This window comes from Ruegeria sp. HKCCA5463, assembly GCF_013034175.1.
GTDB lineage: Bacteria > Pseudomonadota > Alphaproteobacteria > Rhodobacterales > Rhodobacteraceae > Ruegeria.
In genome coordinates this window covers 141,618-159,456 of record NZ_WQFL01000002.1, presented here as the reverse complement: position 1 = coordinate 159,456, position 17,839 = coordinate 141,618, and the positions used below count along the sequence as shown (strand labels likewise).

At 57.6% G+C, this 17,839-nt stretch carries 18 protein-coding genes; 6 read left to right on the top strand and 12 right to left on the bottom strand.

Annotated elements, in window-relative coordinates; all coding sequences use genetic code 11:
• The first annotated feature begins 14 nt into the window (after positions 1-14).
• Together GOW09_RS06825 and GOW09_RS06820 are read left to right on the top strand one after the other, a co-directional pair.
• The gene (locus tag GOW09_RS06825; protein WP_171116817.1) at positions 15-941 is read left to right on the top strand and encodes a DMT family transporter; all 927 of its coding nucleotides are present in this window, start codon (positions 15-17) and stop codon (positions 939-941) included.
• Positions 942-1,207: 266 nt separating this feature from the next.
• Positions 1,208-2,125, top strand: a complete 918-nt coding sequence (locus GOW09_RS06820; protein ID WP_171116815.1) for an endonuclease/exonuclease/phosphatase family protein — start codon at positions 1,208-1,210, stop codon at positions 2,123-2,125.
• 47 nt (positions 2,126-2,172) lie between these two features.
• Here the strand turns inward: GOW09_RS06820 and GOW09_RS06815 are convergent, their stop codons facing one another.
• Entirely contained in the window at positions 2,173-2,709 is a 537-nt protein-coding gene (locus GOW09_RS06815) for an SRPBCC family protein (protein ID WP_171116813.1), read from the bottom strand.
• A 98-nt stretch (positions 2,710-2,807) separates the two neighbouring features.
• Positions 2,808-3,458 carry a carbonic anhydrase gene (locus GOW09_RS06810; protein WP_152459543.1) on the bottom strand — a complete coding sequence of 217 codons (651 nt, stop codon included), beginning with the start codon at positions 3,456-3,458 and terminating at the stop codon, positions 2,808-2,810.
• Positions 3,459-3,602: 144 nt separating this feature from the next.
• Between GOW09_RS06810 and GOW09_RS06805 the strand changes: the two genes are divergently transcribed.
• From GOW09_RS06805 to GOW09_RS06795, 3 genes are all read left to right on the top strand, one after another.
• Entirely contained in the window at positions 3,603-3,992 is a 390-nt protein-coding gene (locus tag GOW09_RS06805; RefSeq protein ID WP_171116810.1) for a hypothetical protein, read from the top strand.
• A gap of 63 nt (positions 3,993-4,055) precedes the next feature.
• Positions 4,056-5,438, top strand: coding sequence for a M17 family metallopeptidase (locus tag GOW09_RS06800; protein WP_171116808.1), 1,383 nt, complete (start codon positions 4,056-4,058; stop codon positions 5,436-5,438).
• On the top strand, positions 5,435-6,172 hold the full coding sequence (locus tag GOW09_RS06795) for a C40 family peptidase (RefSeq protein ID WP_171116806.1): 738 nt from the start codon (positions 5,435-5,437) through the stop codon (positions 6,170-6,172). The genes GOW09_RS06800 and GOW09_RS06795 overlap by 4 nt, the downstream gene beginning before the upstream one ends.
• Here GOW09_RS06795 and GOW09_RS06790 read toward each other — a convergent pair.
• From GOW09_RS06790 to GOW09_RS06745, 10 genes are all read right to left on the bottom strand, one after another.
• On the bottom strand, positions 6,169-6,519 hold the full coding sequence (locus tag GOW09_RS06790; protein WP_117871396.1) for a DUF2794 domain-containing protein: 351 nt from the start codon (positions 6,517-6,519) through the stop codon (positions 6,169-6,171). The two genes, GOW09_RS06795 and GOW09_RS06790, sit on opposite strands and share 4 nt — an antisense overlap.
• Before the next feature lie 73 nt (positions 6,520-6,592).
• The gene (locus GOW09_RS06785; RefSeq protein ID WP_171116804.1) at positions 6,593-8,257 is read right to left on the bottom strand and encodes an iron ABC transporter permease; all 1,665 of its coding nucleotides are present in this window, start codon (positions 8,255-8,257) and stop codon (positions 6,593-6,595) included.
• Positions 8,258-8,379: 122 nt separating this feature from the next.
• On the bottom strand, positions 8,380-9,597 hold the full coding sequence (locus GOW09_RS06780) for a phenylacetate--CoA ligase family protein (RefSeq protein WP_171116802.1): 1,218 nt from the start codon (positions 9,595-9,597) through the stop codon (positions 8,380-8,382).
• A gap of 19 nt (positions 9,598-9,616) precedes the next feature.
• Entirely contained in the window at positions 9,617-10,450 is an 834-nt protein-coding gene (locus GOW09_RS06775) for an ABC transporter ATP-binding protein (RefSeq protein ID WP_171116800.1), read from the bottom strand.
• A gap of 68 nt (positions 10,451-10,518) precedes the next feature.
• A complete protein-coding gene (locus GOW09_RS06770; RefSeq protein ID WP_171116798.1) occupies positions 10,519-11,805 on the bottom strand; it encodes an ABC transporter substrate-binding protein in 1,287 nt (428 codons plus the stop codon).
• A gap of 74 nt (positions 11,806-11,879) precedes the next feature.
• Positions 11,880-12,956 (bottom strand): branched-chain amino acid ABC transporter permease, encoded by a 1,077-nt coding sequence (locus GOW09_RS06765; protein ID WP_171116797.1) that lies wholly within the window; start codon positions 12,954-12,956, stop codon positions 11,880-11,882.
• Between the two features lie 3 nt (positions 12,957-12,959).
• Positions 12,960-13,217, bottom strand: coding sequence for a hypothetical protein (locus tag GOW09_RS06760; RefSeq protein ID WP_170345775.1), 258 nt, complete (start codon positions 13,215-13,217; stop codon positions 12,960-12,962).
• A gap of 3 nt (positions 13,218-13,220) precedes the next feature.
• Positions 13,221-14,207 (bottom strand): branched-chain amino acid ABC transporter permease, encoded by a 987-nt coding sequence (locus GOW09_RS06755; protein ID WP_171116795.1) that lies wholly within the window; start codon positions 14,205-14,207, stop codon positions 13,221-13,223.
• Between the two features lie 29 nt (positions 14,208-14,236).
• Positions 14,237-15,055, bottom strand: coding sequence for an ABC transporter ATP-binding protein (locus GOW09_RS06750; protein WP_171116793.1), 819 nt, complete (start codon positions 15,053-15,055; stop codon positions 14,237-14,239).
• A 78-nt stretch (positions 15,056-15,133) separates the two neighbouring features.
• Positions 15,134-17,077: an AMP-binding protein gene (locus GOW09_RS06745; protein WP_171117261.1), complete on the bottom strand. Its 1,944-nt coding sequence runs from the start codon at positions 17,075-17,077 to the stop codon at positions 15,134-15,136.
• Between the two features lie 313 nt (positions 17,078-17,390).
• Here GOW09_RS06745 and GOW09_RS06740 point away from each other — a divergent pair, with 313 nt between their 5' ends.
• A complete protein-coding gene (locus GOW09_RS06740) occupies positions 17,391-17,819 on the top strand; it encodes a GFA family protein (protein WP_254442703.1) in 429 nt (142 codons plus the stop codon).
• The last annotated feature ends 20 nt before the right edge of the window (positions 17,820-17,839 follow it).

Below are 17,839 nucleotides of genomic sequence, written 5' to 3'. Positions count from 1 at the left end.
GGTAGGTGTCAAAGATGGGCCGGCCAACATCAACCAAGCACGATCCAATACCCTACGCCCTTGCCGGGGCGGGAGTGTTCTTTGCATCCATCTGTTTTGGCTTTGTACCCTATTTCAGCCGAGGTCTCACTGACCAGGGACTCGCGCCCTACGCAGTTGCGTTTTATCGGTACATTTTGACGGCGATCCTATTGTTGCCCACCCTTTTTAAGCATCGTTCAAACCGGCGGGAATTAGTCTGGGGTATGGCTGCGGGGGCAGTCATGGGGCTTGGGTGGGTCGGATATGTTACCGCACTTGAAACAGTGCCAGCATCAACGGTGGGTGTTCTTTACATGACCTACCCGGTGTTTACGATCATCATCGCTTGGGCGATATTCGCCGATCCGCCGACGCGGCGCAGCCTTGTTGCGGCCGGTTTGATTGTTCTTGCGGCAGGCATTGCAGGGTCTCCGGCATCCGTACCGATTGACCAGATTCCAACGTTGCTTGTCTCTTTGGCTGCACCTTTCGGATTTGGCTTCGGCATATGCGTGCTTGTACACCGTCTTTCGCGAATTGCTCCTTTGGCCAGGATAGCGTCGGTTTCGTTGGGGTCGGTCGTCGGGCTAACCCCTTTGATTATCTCTTCGGAAATTGGCGAAGTCCTGCCAGCAGGCGGCAGTGACTGGTTTCTGATCGTCGGGATCGGTCTTATGACGGCACTGGTTCCCCAGCTGATTTACACCGTCTGTTCCCCTGTCATCGGGGCATCGCGCACGGCCGTTATCGGCAGCATTGAACTGCCGACAATGTTTGCCGTGGGCGTATTTGCCTTCGGTGAAACAATCACAGGTGCGCAAGCAGTGGCCTGTGCCTTGGTTTTGAGCGCCATTGCACTTGCACAAAGTCGCGCAACACGAACCGTTACCACCGTGATCAGCAGTCAACGTCACAGGTGAGTCCGCGCCCGAGGTGGCCCGTCAATGCGCTCAGCAGAACCGGCTCGGATCACCTCTCCCACCAAATCGGCACCTTCCGGTCCATCACCCGCATCCATCATGGCTGCGCTATGTACCTCGGCTAGGGTACAGTCTTGCGCCCGGTGAAAATCGCCAACCTGTTGACAAAACCAGACACGCTTGCCACCTAAAACTGAACCTTGTTCGTGGCGGATGTCAGAAGTCCGGAAAAAATACTGCCCGGTGCAGGGAAAAAGAGGCAGGGCATGCACATTTCGACCAGACGCAGGATTGCCAGAACCCTGACCATCGGATGCACATGCGTTCTGATGATACTGGTCGTCATTGGCTTTACGGGGCAGGTTTTTGCCGTAGGAGATTCAATCGCTCTGCTCCGGCCTCAGGCTGGTGTTTTGCTTCTCCCCTGCGCGGTAATTCTTCTTTTCATGCGCGCCAGATATCTTGCATTGGCCACTTTGGTCTTTTCCGGGGTGGCCATCGGATCCATCGCGGCCAGCGTTGCCGCACCCTCGGACGATTGCGACGACTCCTGCCTGACGCTGTACCAGAAGAACCTGATGAGCAAAGCCTGGCCCCGGTATTCGCTGGCCGATGATATCCTTGAATCAGGCGCGCAGATCGTGACCTTGCAGGAAGTCTCCAGCCACAATCGCAAGTACATGAGCAATCTGTTCGAGCATTACCCCGAACAGGCGATCTGTGAATTCCGTCCTGAACAAAACGTCGCCATCCTGACGACCTTGCCGATTGTCGAGAATTCCGAGTTCTGTCTGCAAGGTTATGGGCTTGTGGGGTTACAGGTCAAAGCGCCCGGCGGTGACTTGGTCTGGGTTGTTTCAGTTCATCTGAACTGGCCATTTCCTTACGACCAGTCCAGGCAAAGCCAGGTGATTGCCGACCGCATCAGCCAGCTTGAAGGACCGGTTCTGATTGCCGGGGATTTCAATATGGTCCCCTGGGGCGAAAGCGTCAGACGGATCGGAGCAGCCGCAAACAACCAAAGTTTTGGAACCGTCCTGAACACCCACAACCTCGGCAGTTGGAAAATCCCATTGCCGATAGACAACCTGTTGTTCCCCAAAGGCACAACCGGAACGGTTGAGCTGCGCCCCTTCATGGGATCCGATCACCTGGGAAAGCTTGCCCGGTTTCGACTGGGCTAGGACTTCGGTCAAGCACGCCGACGCATGCTTCCATACAAACAAGCGGCCTAGCTTTGGTTTTCAACCAGTGCTTTCAGATTGGTCAGACCACGGTCATAATCCTCGCCCACCCACGTATCCATCATCAACCCCATCCAGCGGGACATGGGGTTCAGGCCCAGATCCGAGTCAAACCCCCAGGTCACTCTGGTTCCCGCCCCGTCAGGCTCAAGGATGAAGGACGCTGTGGCAGTACCCATCGGGCCAAAATCCAACGCCGTTTTGACCCGTTGGTTTTCCACGCTTTCGACGATTTCCTGTGATCCCGTACCGACCTGCGGGTGATCCGACGCCCAGTTCAGAGTGTTTCCGACCCCGGCGGCAGGGCCGGAATAAGTCAATTTGGTTTCGGGGTCCCGGTGCAGCCACGGAGACCACTTTTCGGTTTCCTGCATCGAATTCACGTAAGGAAAGATGGCGCTTGGCGGCGCGTCGATCGCGATGCTACGCGAAACTTCCGCCTTTCCCGGCAACAGATAGGAAACCGCGACCAGAACCAGAATACAAACGACCAATCCAGCGAAGATGCGCTTGATGACTTTCATGGCAGGCTCCGATTTTCATTTGTAATGAGTGGAGTATACCAAAAACAGCCCTGAATCCGAGCCGCCATTGCTGTTTCGGATCTCCAGCTCTGCCGCTATCAAACCGGGACGAACTTTTTTTGGTAAGGGTCATAGCTTTCAAGCCCGCCTGCGCCGATATCCGTCCACAAGCCGTGCAAGCTCAGCGCGCCTTGATCAACGGCTGACGAGACGAAGGGGAAGGTCATCAGGTTTTCCAGCGAAGCGACAACCGATTGACGTTCGAACTGCCGGGCCTGTTCGACACCGTCCTCGATATCCGCGACCAGTTCGAATTTCGGCTTCAGAATATCCATCCAGCGGCCAACAAAGCTGTCCTTGGCATCCAGCTGCGGCGCCTGCCCCTTGCACATGTCGATGCAGCCCTGCACGCCGCCGCATTGCGAATGCCCCAGCACGATCAAATGAGCGACCTTGAGCGCCGTTACGGCATATTCGATGGCGGCGCTGGTGCCGTGGTGGTCCCCGTCCGGCGCATAGGGCGGCACCAGGTTGGCGATATTGCGGTGAATAAAGAAATCGCCCTGGTCAGCGCCGAACATGGACGTGACGTGAACCCGGCTGTCGCAGCAGGATATGACCATGGCGCGGGGGCGTTGCCCTTCATCGGCGAGACGGCGATACCAAACCTGGTTTTCCGAATATGTTGTGGCCTTCCATCCGTGATACCGTTTTACAAGGTAGCTCGGCAGAGGTTTGGCAAATTCCATTTCAATGTCCCCGTTCTTGTCGCTGACGGATGATCTAAACCGAATTCAAAGAAAATTCGAGCCATTATCCAGTTTCCCTGCAAGGTTTTGCAAAGGAATTTTCTGCCAGGATCAACACCGCGCCGTGGGGGCGTTTGAACTAGGGTGAATGTGGTGGAAAAGATTATCACGCTTGAACACAAGGAATCCGTCCGTCTGGACTCGGATCAATTAAGCGGGCTGTACCGGCAACTTGGCGACAAGAATGCGCTGGATGTTCTGTGTCGCACGGTCGAAGAGCTTGCCGTGCGCCTGTCAAACTGCGAACGCTATTGGCGTCGGCGCGAATGGGCGGACCTGCGCAAATGCGCCAGGTCACTGGTCGCTATATCCGAACAGATCGGGATGACGGCCCTGGCCCAGGTGGCGGGTGACGTGGCCCACACCGTCGATGCCGGTGACGCCGTTGCGGCGGGCGCGACGCTTGGGCGTTTGATCCGCGTGGGCGAACGATCGCTGACCGCCGTCTGGGACCAGCAGGACCTTTCCGTCTGACAGGGGTTGCGGGCAGATCATGCGCGGCTAGTCTGTGCGCAGAAACCATCAGCCGAGACGCCCATGACCCTGTCCTTCGCCCCATCCTCTGACCCGTCCATACCGCTTCATGTGATTGCGCAGCCGGATTTGGAGAGTTGGTTGCAGGACCAGCCGGATACCGTCCGGGCCTGGGTTGCCGCAAACGGGTTTACAGGTGCGATGGGGCAGACCCTGCTGGCGCCAGGCGCGCATGGCGCGGTTGATTTTGTGCTGGCCGGGTATGGAACAGCAGACAAGCGCGCGCGAAAAAGGTTCCCATTGGCCGCCGTAGCCATGGCATTGCCCGAAGGAACCTATCATATCGCGTCCGGCATTCCCGCTGATCGTCTGGAGATGGAGTGTTTGGGCTGGTTGATGACAGGCTACGCCTTCGACCGCTACGCGTCTCAATCCGCTGGAACTGCGGCGCTGGTTGCGCCCGAAAGTGTCGACGCCAACCGTATCGAAACGATGGCCAATGCCGAAGTTCTGACCCGCGATCTGGTGAATACGCCAGCCTCGGATATGGGTCCTGAGCAGTTGCAGCAGACGGTCGAGGCTCTGGCCAGCGAATTCGGTGCCGCGTGCAGCGTGATCAGCGGCGCGGCCTTGCTGGAACAGAATTTTCCCATGATCCACACCGTAGGGCGCGCCGCCGAACAGGCCCCCCGGCTGATCGAGCTGAATTGGGGCAGCAGCGGCCCCAAGCTGACTCTGGTCGGCAAGGGGGTGTGTTTCGATACGGGTGGATTGAACCTGAAACCGGGCGCATCCATGGGTCTGATGAAGAAAGACATGGGTGGCGCGGCCAATGTGCTGGGGTTGGCGCGGATGATCATGCAGCTGGGTTTTCCCCTGCAATTGAGGGTCCTGATACCGGCGGTCGAAAACGCGCTTGCGGGAAATGCCTTCCGCCCTGGTGACATCCTGACCTCTCGCAAGGGACTGACGGTCGAGATCAACAATACGGATGCCGAAGGGCGTCTGGTGCTTGCTGATGCGTTGGCGCTTGCTGAAGAAGGTGAACCCGATCTGGTGATCTCGATGGCGACGCTGACCGGGGCCGCCCGTGTGGCTGTGGGCCCCGATCTGGCACCGTTCTATACCGATGATCAGCGCTGCGCGTCTGCCCTGTCGCATGCCGCAGAGGCTTCGGCTGATCCGGTCTGGCGCATGCCGTTCCACACGCCCTATGAAGCGATGATTGAACCCGGCATCGCCGATCTGGACAACGCGCCGTCGGGCGGGTTTGCAGGGTCGATCACAGCCGCCCTGTTTCTGCGCAGATTCGTGGGCGCATGCCGCTACATCCATTTCGACATCTATTCCTGGCAGCCCAGCAAAGAGCCGGGGCGCACCAAGGGCGGTCTGGGTCAGGGGCCACGTGCCGTTTTGGCGGCCTTGCCAGAGATATTGGGACTGTGACACGCCACCGCATATCCGCACCCGTTGTCGATTTGCTGCGCAGCCCAGACGGACCACGCGACCGGCAATTGTTGTTCGGTGATACGGTTCGGATCGAGGAAACAAAGTCAGGGTGGAACAGGGTCATCGCAGACAAAGACGGGTATACCGGCTGGTTGCGAACAGATCAGCTGACGGCGGATACGCCTGCGACCCATTGGATCACGGCGCCTGCAACGCATGCCTACCAGGAAGCGGATTTCAAAAGCCGCGATCTGGTGTCGCTGAGTTTCGGAAGCAGAATCCAAGCCAGGACCGAGACGGACCGGTTTGTTGAAACCGAACTGGGTTATATCCCAAAGGTGCACACGGCGCCGATGACCGCAAAGCCTGACGACCCGGTCGAAGTGGCCAAGCTGTTTCTGGGCACACCCTATTTGTGGGGCGGCAACAGCCGGTTCGGCATCGATTGTTCCGGGTTGGTGCAGGCAGGGCTTTTGGCTTGTGGCCTGCCTTGCCCCGGCGACAGCGGCGATCAGGAGCGCGCTTTGGGCAATACCGTGATCGAAGGGACCCCTGCGCAACGAGGTGATCTGTTGTTCTGGAAAGGGCATGTGGCCTGGGTTTCGGGCGACAACATGCTGCTGCATGCGAACGCCAGCCATATGGCGGTGGTATTCGAGCCAATGGATCAGGCGATCCACCGCATAATGGATCAAGGTGACGGGCCTGTGACAGCCCACAAAAGGCTCTAATCCGGGTTTACGGCCCGGATCAGCTTGCGCTCCAGTACCCGCAGGACTGCTCGCAGATCATGGCCGCGCTTCAGGATGCGGCCATCCATACCTATGACGGAATACATTCCCTGTCTCGACCGCAGGCGCGGATGCTTTTCGACTCGGTAGATCGGGTGTTCCGCGGTGCGCCGGAAGATCGAGAACACCGCCATGTCGCGCAGGTTGGAAATACCGTAGTCGCGCCATTCCCCGGCGGCGACCATCCGACCGTAAACGGATAGGATTTGAGACATCTCATGCCGGTCGAAAGCCACGGGCATCTGCGCTGCGCTTGCCGAGAACCGGCTGGGAGGCTGCATATTCATACCTCCAGCCTTGCCGGAAATCGTGTTTGAATCAAGCCTGATGCGCAGTTGTCCTACAATTGCGACACAAGTGTTACCGTCGGCCGACCTGACGGCAGATCAGGATTACAGGCAACAGACCTACCGCCAGAATGACCAGCGAAGGCACGGCGGCGCCCTCCAGCCTCTCGTCCGAGGCCAGCCGATACGCCTGCACCGCCAATGTGTCGAAATTGAACGGGCGCATGATCAGCGTGGCGGGAAGCTCTTTCATCACGTCCACGAACACGATCAGCAGGGCCGTCAGCAGAGAGGGGGTCAGAATCGGCAGGTGAACCCGTCGCAATGTTCCCAACGGCGTCTGACCCAGCGAACGGGCTGCGGCATCCATATTCGCATGTACAGTGCTTTGACCCCCTTCATAGGCGCTGAGCGCGGCAGCCAGGAAACGCACCATGTAAGCAGCGACCAGCAGCCAGATCGAACCTGTCACCAACAGCCCCGTGGACACGTCGAAGGTCTGTCGCATCCAGACGTCCAGCGCGTTGTCAAAACTCGCAAAGGGGACGATCAAACCAACTGCAATGACGCCACCGGGAACGGCATATCCCAGACGCGCCATATATGCGGTCGCAGACGAAGCGCGCCCGGGCCTCAGGCGTTGAAAGAACCCGACACTGATCGCTGCAAAGACGGTGATGACCGCCGCCGTACCAGCAAGAATCAACGAGTTCTGGATGAAGCCGATATAACGCTGCGACAGCAGGTTCTGTTCGGAGTCCAGGCCCATCTCGACCAGAATGACGACGGGCAGCAAAAAACCGAAAAGAACGGGTATTGCACACAGCAGAAATGCCCCGCAGGCGCGCAGACCCGTCAGATTTGCCGCCGGTTGCGCCACATGCTGTTTCCCCGCCTGATAGTATTTTGCCTTGCCACGCTGGGTGCGCTCGGCCACGGCCATGATCAGGGCAAAGACCAGCAGGCACAGGGCCAGTTGCGCCGCTGCCGCACGATCGGCCATGGAAAACCAGCTTGTGTAGATCCCGGTGGCAAAGGTCTGCACACCGAAATACGACACGGTTCCGAAATCTGCGATGGTCTCCATGACGGCCAGCAGAACGCCGCCTGCAATGGCGGGTCGCGCCATCGGCAGTGACACGCGCCGAAAAGCCAGCCATGGATTGTTGCCCAGAGCCCGCGCCGCCAGAAACGCGGTTGCGCTTTGTTGCAGGAACGCAGCCCGTGCAAGCAGATAGACATAAGGGTAAAGCACCAGGATCAACATGACCGCCGCACCCTCGGTCGAGCGGATTTCCGGGAACCAATAGTCGCGCGGGCCCCAGCCCGTTACATCACGCAGCGTGCTTTGAACGATGCCCGGGTGATCCAGAATGAAGGTGTAGGCATAGGCCAGAACATAAGCCGGAAAGGCCAACGGAAGGACCAGTGCGATCTCTAGAAACCGCACGCCGGGAAAACGGGTCATCGTTACCAGCCAGGCCGCCCCGGTGCCGATGCTGAACGTGCCGGCCGCGACCAGGACCACAAGAATCAGGGTCGTCGCGATATAGCGAGGCAGCACCGTCTCCATCAGGTGCGAGATCGTGTCCGTTCCCCCGGTTACAGCCGCCAGGACCACGGCGATCATCGGCAAAAGGCATGCGGCAGCCACGACATAGGCGATCCCCGCCAGCAGTCGGGTACCGCGTACACCGCGATTGCGCGATCCGTTCTGTGAAAACTCGATTTCGGCCATCATCCCGGCTTGTGATTGGCAAAGGCGAAGGGTTCGCCTTTAATCGACCAAAAAGCTCGGAAACACCAGTGCATCGGTCAACAAATCTGCGGCACAAACTGCCGCAGATCTGAAAAACACCGCTATTCGTAGACGCGCTGATCCTCGATCACCACCCCGTCCTTGGGAAGGGATCCGGGTGCCACGACCTCGATCGCACCTTTCAGTTTCAACACTTCGGCCACTGACTTGGCGTATGCCGGGTCGTCACCGCGTGGGCTTTCGATCCGGACAGTCATCGTGTCCATCTCACCCTGGCGGGCTGCGATGACGCGGGCTTTGACAATTTCCTCATGCTTGTCGACCAGGGCCGCAACCTGTTCCGGGCGTACGAACATTCCCTTGATCTTGGTGGTCTGATCGGCGCGACCCATCCAGCCTTTGATCCGGGTGTTGGTCCGGCCACAGGGCGAGACACCCGGCATGACGGCAGAAAGATCCCCGGTCGCAAAGCGGATCAGTGGGTAGTCCGGGTTGAGAGAGGTCACGACAACTTCGCCCACCTCGCCCGGCTCTACCGGCGTTCCGGTTCCGGCCGTCACGATTTCGACGATCACATGTTCGTCGATGATCATCCCTTCCATCGCGGCGCTTTCATAGGCGATGTTACCCAGATCCGCCGTCGCATAGCATTGCAGGCACGAAATACCGCGATCCCCATATTCCTGACGCAGGGACGGGAACAGCGCGCCACCACCAACAGCGGCCTTGGAGAAATTCAGCGAAACGCCCATCTCGTCGGCCTTGTCCAGGATGACCTTTAGATAATCAGGAGTGCCCGCATAGGCGGTGCAGCCAACGTCACGCGCGGCTGTCACCTGCAGTTCGGTCTGCCCGGTTCCCGCCGGCAAAACGGCAGCACCAACTGCGCGGGCACCGTTTTCAAAGATCATGCCAGCCGGCGTCAGGTGATAGCCAAAGCAGTTCTGAACAATATCGCCAGCTGCAACACCAGCGGCATGCAGGAACCGGCCCATACGCCACCAGTCGTGATCGGTGCTGCCCGGTTCATAGATCGGCCCGGGGGACTGGAACACGTGATGAAAGTGGCGCGCAGGCTTCACGGTGAAACCACCAAAAGGGGGGCGCTCCGCCTGCGCGCGGATCAGGTCCGACTTGCGCAGCACCGGCAGCATCGGCAAATCATCTGCCGAAATCACCTTGTTAGTGTCTGAACCAGAAAAATGTGCAGCAAACCCGGGTGCCGATGCAGCACGCTTGATCTGCTCTACCAGAGCTGCAGCCTGATCCGAAGTTCGTTCGTCCGCCGAGCGTGTTTCGAGTGCGTCGAAATAGGTCATCGCGATATCCTCCATCCGCTCACAGCCACCTCTTGCGGCGACGATAGGACCGCACATCGCGAAAACTCTTGCGGCCTTCGTCAGACATGCCGAGGTAGAATTCTTTGACATCCGGATTCTCGCGCAGTTCTGCGGCCGGGCCATCCATCACAACGCGCCCGGATTCCAAAATGTATCCGTAATGCGCGAACCGAAGGGCAACATTTGTGTTCTGCTCGGCCAACAGGAAGGACACGCCCTCTTTCTCGTTGAGGTCCTTCACGATGCCGAAAATCTCTTCGACCAACTGCGGCGCGAGCCCCATCGAAGGTTCGTCCAGCAGGATCGTCTCGGGGCGCGACATCAATGCCCGGCCCATGGCAACCATCTGCTGCTCTCCACCCGACGTATAGCCAGCCTGCGAACGGCGGCGTTCTTTCAGGCGGGGAAAGTAATTGTAGACCAGCTCCAGATCCTGCTGGATCGCTGCGCTGCCGTCCTTGCGGGTATACGCGCCCGTCAGCAGGTTTTCTTCAACCGTCAGGTGTTCGAAACAGTGACGGCCTTCCATCACCTGAATCACACCTTTTTCCACCAATACGGCGGGGTCGCTTTCGTGTATGTTTTGGCCGCGATACTTGATCGTGCCTTTCGTGACCTCGCCGCGTTCCGAATGCAGCAGGTTAGACACTGCCTTGAGCGTGGTCGTCTTGCCCGCGCCATTGCCCCCCAGCAAGGCCGTAATACCGCCCTTGGGCACATTCAGGCTTACGCCCTTCAGCACGAGGATCACGTGGTTGTAGATCACCTCGATATTGTTGACCTCAAGCAGGGTTTCCGCCTGCACGTCAGTGGTGTGTGCCGCATCAAGCATCAGCGCGTGTCCTCTTGCGAGTGTTGGGGTCGGGACGGCGGCAACCGCCGCCCCGCTTTTCAATTGTTTTAGTCGCAGCGATCTATTGGGAGATTGTTTTCAGCGGCAAATGCTTCGGAGTCCGCTTTAATCAACGGGTTCACAACTTCAGCGTCAGATGGTGCGAAGTCCGTGATCAAGTTCCATTGCTTCGTACTGGAATCCCATTGACTAACGGCCGCCATCCCGTCCCCTCCATGATTAGAACAAGACACCTTAAATACTGGCCCAAAGTTCGGCAGTCCTGCCGCTTCCATTTTTTCCGCTGTGATCTCAAGATTTTCCATTGCATCTCGCATCATCGCAGGCGTGATACTTGACGTTCCGTTGGCTTCCTGAGCGGCTTTGGCGGCCTCAGCAGCAAGGAATGCGGCATAAACACCGCGATTGTATAGTACTGTCCCAATTTGATCACCGGCTCCTGCGGCTTTACCAGAGTCGACTACGTATTTCTGGAGATCATCAAAAACCGGGAAGTCGCTCCCCACATTATGGAATTGGAGGGCTTTGTAGCCGTTTGCGCCATCACCAGCTGGAAGAACATCATTTTCAGCGCCGGACCACCAAATCCCCATGAAGTTTTCCATAGGGAAGCGGATATTGGCTGCCTCTTGCACGGCAACTTGGTTCATTACGCCCCAGCCCCAGAACAGAACGAAATCAGGACGCTCTCTTCGTACCTGCAACCACTGTGATTTTTGCTCCTGACCAGGATAGTCGATTCCCAGGGCAGAAAACTCAAATCCTTCTAATTCAGCTAGTTTTTCCAGAGTCGGTATCGGTTCTTTTCCATATGCTCCATTGAAGTAGAGCAGCATGATTTTCTTACCTTCGAGAGAACCGCCTGATACTTCTTTGAAGTGATTTACCCCTACCGATGCCCCATCCCAGTAGTTCACCGGGTAGTTGAAAACGTGGCTAAATACATTCCCGTTCTTAGCTGATGTTCTACCGTATCCCATAGTATGGATGGGAATGCCGTCTGCAGTTGCCTTCGGAATGATCTGGTAAGTTATGCCAGTCGAAAGCGGTTGAAGCACAAGAGGTGCCTGACCTTTCAAACTCTCATAACACTCTACACCTTTTTCGGTGTTATAAGCAGTTTCGCATTCAGGAACGGATATTCTCTCCCCGCCAATTCCTCCATCCCTTTCATTGAGCAAGGTAAAGTAGTCTTCATAGCCATCAGCAAAAGGGATGCCTCCAGCCGCGAATGGACCAGTTCGATACGACATTGAGGGAAATACAAGCTCAGCCACAGCCGGACCTGCGGCCATCACAGCGCCCAGCGCTAGGGTTGCCAGTTTCTTGTTCATCGGGTGTGTCCTCCCTTGATTGATCCGATGTTGGGTTTCGGGCTTCGCACCCGTCTTTTCCTTGGGCCTGCCCCTTAGTGAGGGAACGGCCAGAGTCTGAGTTTCTCTTTCGCCACGCGCCAAAGCTGCGCCAGCCCGTGTGGTTCGAGGATTAGGAACAGAATGATCAGCGCACCAACAATCACCAGTTGGAGGTGGGCAACAATATCGGTTGGCCAGCCCAGAACGTCGACGCCAACAACTTTAAGGACAACCGGCAGCAAAACCAGGAAAGCGGCTCCGGCAAAGGATCCGAAAATAGACCCTAATCCGCCGATAATGACCATGAACAGTACTAGGAACGACTTTGTAATCCCGAAAGCTTCGCCCGCTTCAACTGCACCGAGGTAAACTGCAAAAAGCAATGCACCCGAAATACCCACAAAGTACGAACTGACGGCAAAAGCAGTCAGTTTCGCCTTGAGCGGGTTCACCCCGATGATCTCGGCGGCGATGTCCATGTCTCGGATCGCCATCCATTTACGACCGGTGGTGCCGCGCGTCAGGTTGCGCGCGACGATGGCGCAGACGGTCAGGAAAATCAGACAGAACAGATAGGTGGCCCAGGCCGATGCATTCGGACCGGTGATGATGATGCCGAACACATCCCGTTCCGGCGCGTTGATCTGCCCCGAAGCCGAGTAGTTGTAGAACCACGGCACCCGGTTGAACAGCCAGACCAGAAAGAACTGCGCCGCCAGCGTCGCCACCGCAAGATAAAACCCCTTGATCCGCAAGGATGGCAAGCCGAACAGCACGCCCACGATGGCAGTGATGCCACCGGCCAGGATCACGTGGATGAACATCGACACGTCTGGAAAGGCGGTCATCAGCTTGTAGCAGGCATAGGCCCCAACGGCCATGAACCCCCCGGTACCCAGGCTGACCTGCCCGCAATACCCCACAAGAATGTTCAGCCCAATGGCCGCGATCGCATAAATCAGGAAGGGCAGCAGAAGTGCATTGGCCCAGTAGTCGTTGATGATGAACGGGATGATCCCGAATGCCACCGCCAGCACCACATAGTACCGATACCGATCGAACTTGATCGGGAAAGTCTGGCTGTCATCCACGTAGGAGGTTTTGAAATCTCCGGCCTCACGATAGAACATGTCTTACTTTCCCCATTGTTCCTGTGCCCGGTTCCGGGCTTCGGCGTCCAGTTGATTGGACCCTTTGGCATATCCGCTCGCCTCCGAGGCGCGCACCAGCTTCAAGTAGGCCAGAACCCCCATGATCAGCCCTGCAAAGGCCAAGATCGCTGCAATCGTCAGTTGGCCTTCGGTCAGATCGTCTGATGTGAGAGCGATGTAGCCAAAGGCCCAGAACCCCGCCCATGCGATCACGTTGATGATGGCGATCAGCTTGGTCATGCCCTACACCCTCTCGATGATCTTTTCTCCGAACAGGCCCTGCGGCCTGAACACAAGGAAGATCAGCGCCAGCACATAGGCAAACCAGTTCTCGGTTGCGCCACCGACCATCGGTCCGATTGCGAATTCGAACAGCTTTTCACCCACGCCGATGATCAGACCGCCGACAATGGCACCGGGGATCGAGGTGAACCCGCCCAGCATCAGCACCGGCAGCGCCTTGAGTGCGATCAGCGACAGTGAAAACTGGACCCCCGATTTGGTGCCCCACATGATGCCCGCGACCAGAGCGACGAACCCGGCCACCGACCAGACCATGACCCAGATGAAGTTCAGCGATATGCCCACCGAAAGCGCCGCCTGATGGTCATCCGCCACCGCACGCATCGCCCGGCCCTGCTTGGTGTACTGGCTGAACGCCACCAGAGCGGCCACCAACAGCGCCGCAATGATCGTTGCCACGATGTCCAGATTGTCGATGAAGAAGCCGTAGTCGAAGATGTTATAGGTGGTCTCGTCAATCCACAGATTGATGCCCTGCGGCAGGCCCACATCCAGCGTCTTGATTTCAGACCCCCACATCAGGTCGGCCACGCCTTCAAGGAAGTACGCCAGACCGATGGTCGCCATGAACAGAATGATCGGTTCCTGCCCCACCAGATGGCGCATGACGAACCGCTGCACGGCCCAGGCCAGCAACACCATCACACCCATCGTCAGAATGATCGCGAACAGCGCGGGCACATTCCACCCGAAATAATGGATATGGGTGCCGAAAGTCGCGTTGATCAGATGCGCAAACGGCACCTGCCCATTCATGATCCCGACCAGCGTCATGGCCGCGAACAGGGCCATAACCCCTTGGGCATAATTGAAAATCCCAGACGCCTTGTAGATCAGCACAAAGCCCAGCGCGACCAGCGCATACAGCACCCCGGCCATCAGACCGTTGAGGATGACCTCCATCGCAAATACGAGTTGTTCAGGCATGCCAGCCCCTCCCCAATTCTGCCCAGAGCTTAATCATGGCTGACCCCCAGATAGGCGTCGATAACCTCTTGGTTGTTGCGCACCTCGTCCGGTGTACCGTCCCCGATCTTCTTGCCGTAATCCATCACGACCACCCGGTCGCTCAGGTCCATCACAACGCCCATATCGTGCTCGATCAGGGCAATCGTGGTCCCGAACTCATCATTCACATCGAGGATAAAGCGGCTCATGTCCTCTTTCTCTTCGACGTTCATGCCTGCCATAGGCTCATCCAACAGCAGCAGCTTGGGCTCCGCCGCCAGCGCCCGTGCCAGTTCGACCCGCTTTTTCAGGCCATACGGCAAGCGCGAGACCGGCGTCTTGCGGATGTGCTGGATTTCCAGAAAGTCGATGATCTTCTCGACCGCCTCGCGGTTTTGCACCTCTTCCGCTTCGGCCTTGCCGCGCCAGATCGCCTGCTGGAGGATGTTGGTCTTCATGAAGTTCAGACGACCCGTCATCACGTTGTCCAGAACGCTCATACCCTCGAACAGGGCGATGTTCTGAAACGTCCGCGCGATTCCCTGCTGGGCGACTTCAAAAGGCCGCATCGGCGGGCGCCTGGACCCATGGAACCAGACCTCGCCTTCCTGCGGAACATAGAAGCCCGAGATCACGTTCAGCATCGAGGATTTCCCGGCGCCGTTCGGCCCGATGATGGCGCGGATCTCGCCCTCGCGGATATCGAACGAGATATCCTTGATCGCCACGACACCGCCAAAGCGCAGGGTGATGTTCTTCATTTCCATCACCACACCGCCGATCTTGCGACCGTCTTCGGTGACATATCCTTCGGAATTATCCAGCATCGGTCACTCCCTGACTTGCGCGAAAACGGGACGGCGGGCGGGGCGATGACCGCAGGTCGAGCGGCGCTCGTACGGCCCTCATTCTGCGGCAACCTTGTGTTGGGCGACGGGAACAACCGGCGCGTCAACGATCTCCAGCGTCGCCGAGATCGATCCCTTGCGACCATCCTCATAGGTCACCTCGGTCGTGGTCGAAACCGCCTTGGACCCGTCATAAAGCGCGGCAATGATGTCGCTGAACTTGTCCTCGACAAACCCGCGCCGCACCTTGCGGGTCCGGGTCATCTCGCCATCATCGGCATCCAGTTCCTTGTGCAGCACCACAAAGCGGTGCACCTGACAACCCGATAGCATCTCGTCAGCGGCGACCGACTTGTTCACCTCTTCCACATGGGCCTTGATCGTCTCTAACACGCGCGGATGTCCCGCCAGTTCCTGATACGAGGCATAGGCCACGTTGTTGCGCTCGGCCCAGTTGCCGACCGCGGTCAGATCGATATTGATGAAGGCCACGCAACGATCCTTGCCATTGCCGAACAGCACCGCCTCCAGAATATCCGGATAGAACTTCAGCTTGTTCTCGACATATTTCGGAGCGAACATCGACCCGTCGGCCATCTTGCCCACGTCCTTGGCGCGGTCGATGATCCGCAGATGACCCGAGCTTTCCTCGATGAACCCCGCGTCGCCCGTGGCCACCCAGCCTTCAGGGTCCTTGGTCGATACGGTCGAGTCCGGGTTCTTGAAATATTCGACGAAAACGCCGGGCGAGCGGTAGTGGATTTCGCCCTTTTCGTCGATCCTGATCTCGACATCGGGGGCCGGGACGCCAACGGTGTCGGCGCGCACCTCGCCGTCGGGCTGGACGGTGATGAACACGGTCGCCTCGGTTTGGCCGTACAACTGTTTCAGGTTGATGCCTAAAGAGCGATAGAAATCAAAGATCTCCGGCCCGATCGCCTCACCCGCCGTATAGCCCACCCGAAAGCGCCCATATCCCAGCGTGTCTTTGAGCGGCCCGTAAACCAACAGATTGCCCAGCGCATATTTCACCTTGTCACCCAAGCTCACCGGCTTGCCATCCAGCAACCGGCCGCCGACCTTCTTGGCATGCGCCATGAAGTAGTGGAACATGCGCTGCTTGAGCTTGCTGGCATCCTCCATTCGGATCATCACATTGGTCAGCTGGGTCTCGAAGACCCGCGGCGGCGCGAAGAAATAGGTCGGCCCGATCTCGCGCAGGTCAGTCATCATCGTGTCGGCGCTTTCGGGGCAGTTCACGCAGAACCCGCACCAATAAGCCTGACCGATGGAAAAGATGAAATCCCCGACCCAGGCCATCGGCAGATAGGACAGGATGTCCTCGTTGCGGGTCAGGTGGTCGAATTCGGCTGAGTTCTTTGCACTTTCGATCACGTTGCGGTTCGACAGCACCACGCCCTTGGGCTTGCCCGTGGTACCCGAGGTATAAAGCATCACGCAGGTGTCGTCATAGGTGATCTCGCCGATGCGCCTGTCCAGTTCGGCGTCGAAACGCGCATGACCGGCGCTGCCCTCGGCCTTGATGTCGTCAAGGGCATTCATCTGGCTGTGGTCGTATTTCCGCATACCGCGCTTGTCGGTATAGAGGATGTGTTTGACCTGATGCAGGTTTTCCTGAATCTCGATGACCTTGTCGACCTGCTCCTGATCGCCGCAGACGACATATTTCGCTCCGCAATGCTCCAGCACATAGGCCATCTCTTCGGCAACCGCGTCTTGATAGAGAGGGACCGGAATAGCACCGACCATCTGCGCCGCAACCATTGACCAGTAATGTGCCGGACGGTTGCGCCCGATTACGGCGATGTGGTCGCCCTTTTCAACGCCAAGTTCAAGAAATCCAAGCGCCAGCGCGCGGATCTCGGCGACCGTTTCCGCCCAGGTCCAGCATTGCCAGATCCCGAATTCCTTTTCGCGGTAAGCCGGGGCATCCCCGAACTGCGTCGCATTGCGATGTAGCAGCGCCGGAAGGGAGTGCATCCCTTCGGCGCCCGACTGCGTCTGAGCCAATTCTATCTCTCCTCCCCATCCGGCCCCGGGTCGGGCCGGAACGGCGTCGCCGGGTCAGACCGGAACGCTGTTGCCCCGATTAAGGACAAGGAGGACGATCAGCGTCAACTTTTTCGTGATGTTTTCTCAATTCTTACGAATTGTAACAATGGAGGGGTGATCGTCTGATCCTGTTTCAAACCGCATATTCTAGTCGTGTTTTGTACTTTAACTGTCCGCTTTCAAACAGTCTTGGGCCAATGGGCGTGCCAATACACATTGGCAAATGAACAAGGAGCTTGGCATGACAACGCGAGGCAATTGCCTGTGCAAAAATACGAAATGGGAGTTTATCGGGGATGTGACATGGGCGTGCTACTGCCATTGCGATGATTGCCGTCGAAACTGTGCCGCACCCATAGTTGCATGGTTGGGTGTTCCACTTCGGAACTTCAAATGGACTGCCCAAGCACCCAAAACACTGGAAAGCTCAAAAGGTGTATTTCGGCATTTCTGCCGCGATTGTGGTTCTCCAGTTGGTTTTGAAGCAGACCATTACCCTGGCGGGATGCATTTATATGCCGCTTCAATGGAATACCCAGAGGACTTTGTTCCGACCTTCCACGTCAACTACCAAAGCAAGCTGCCATGGCTTCGTATCGAAGACGATCTGACGAAGTACGAGGGCACACTCCTTCACGCCCCAGAGGATTTGAGTGCTTATGACGATTAGGCCGATTCAGGGTCTAAGTA

Bases quoted from the DNA above. Each gene is read 5' to 3' on its own strand.
- GOW09_RS06825 (WP_171116817.1), top strand. From the start codon at position 15: ATGGGCCGGCCAACATCAACCAAGCACGATCCAATACCCTACGCCCTT.
- GOW09_RS06820 (WP_171116815.1), top strand. From the start codon at position 1,208: ATGCACATTTCGACCAGACGCAGGATTGCCAGAACCCTGACCATCGGA.
- GOW09_RS06815 (WP_171116813.1), bottom strand. From the start codon at position 2,709: ATGAAAGTCATCAAGCGCATCTTCGCTGGATTGGTCGTTTGTATTCTG.
- GOW09_RS06810 (WP_152459543.1), bottom strand. From the start codon at position 3,458: ATGGAATTTGCCAAACCTCTGCCGAGCTACCTTGTAAAACGGTATCAC.
- GOW09_RS06800 (WP_171116808.1), top strand. From the start codon at position 4,056: ATGACCCTGTCCTTCGCCCCATCCTCTGACCCGTCCATACCGCTTCAT.
- GOW09_RS06790 (WP_117871396.1), bottom strand. From the start codon at position 6,519: ATGAATATGCAGCCTCCCAGCCGGTTCTCGGCAAGCGCAGCGCAGATG.
- GOW09_RS06785 (WP_171116804.1), bottom strand. From the start codon at position 8,257: ATGGCCGAAATCGAGTTTTCACAGAACGGATCGCGCAATCGCGGTGTA.
- GOW09_RS06780 (WP_171116802.1), bottom strand. From the start codon at position 9,597: ATGACCTATTTCGACGCACTCGAAACACGCTCGGCGGACGAACGAACT.
- GOW09_RS06775 (WP_171116800.1), bottom strand. From the start codon at position 10,450: ATGCTTGATGCGGCACACACCACTGACGTGCAGGCGGAAACCCTGCTT.
- GOW09_RS06770 (WP_171116798.1), bottom strand. From the start codon at position 11,805: ATGAACAAGAAACTGGCAACCCTAGCGCTGGGCGCTGTGATGGCCGCA.
- GOW09_RS06765 (WP_171116797.1), bottom strand. From the start codon at position 12,956: ATGTTCTATCGTGAGGCCGGAGATTTCAAAACCTCCTACGTGGATGAC.
- GOW09_RS06760 (WP_170345775.1), bottom strand. From the start codon at position 13,217: ATGACCAAGCTGATCGCCATCATCAACGTGATCGCATGGGCGGGGTTC.
- GOW09_RS06755 (WP_171116795.1), bottom strand. From the start codon at position 14,207: ATGCCTGAACAACTCGTATTTGCGATGGAGGTCATCCTCAACGGTCTG.
- GOW09_RS06750 (WP_171116793.1), bottom strand. From the start codon at position 15,055: ATGCTGGATAATTCCGAAGGATATGTCACCGAAGACGGTCGCAAGATC.
- GOW09_RS06745 (WP_171117261.1), bottom strand. From the start codon at position 17,077: ATGCACTCCCTTCCGGCGCTGCTACATCGCAATGCGACGCAGTTCGGG.
- GOW09_RS06740 (WP_254442703.1), top strand. From the start codon at position 17,391: ATGACAACGCGAGGCAATTGCCTGTGCAAAAATACGAAATGGGAGTTT.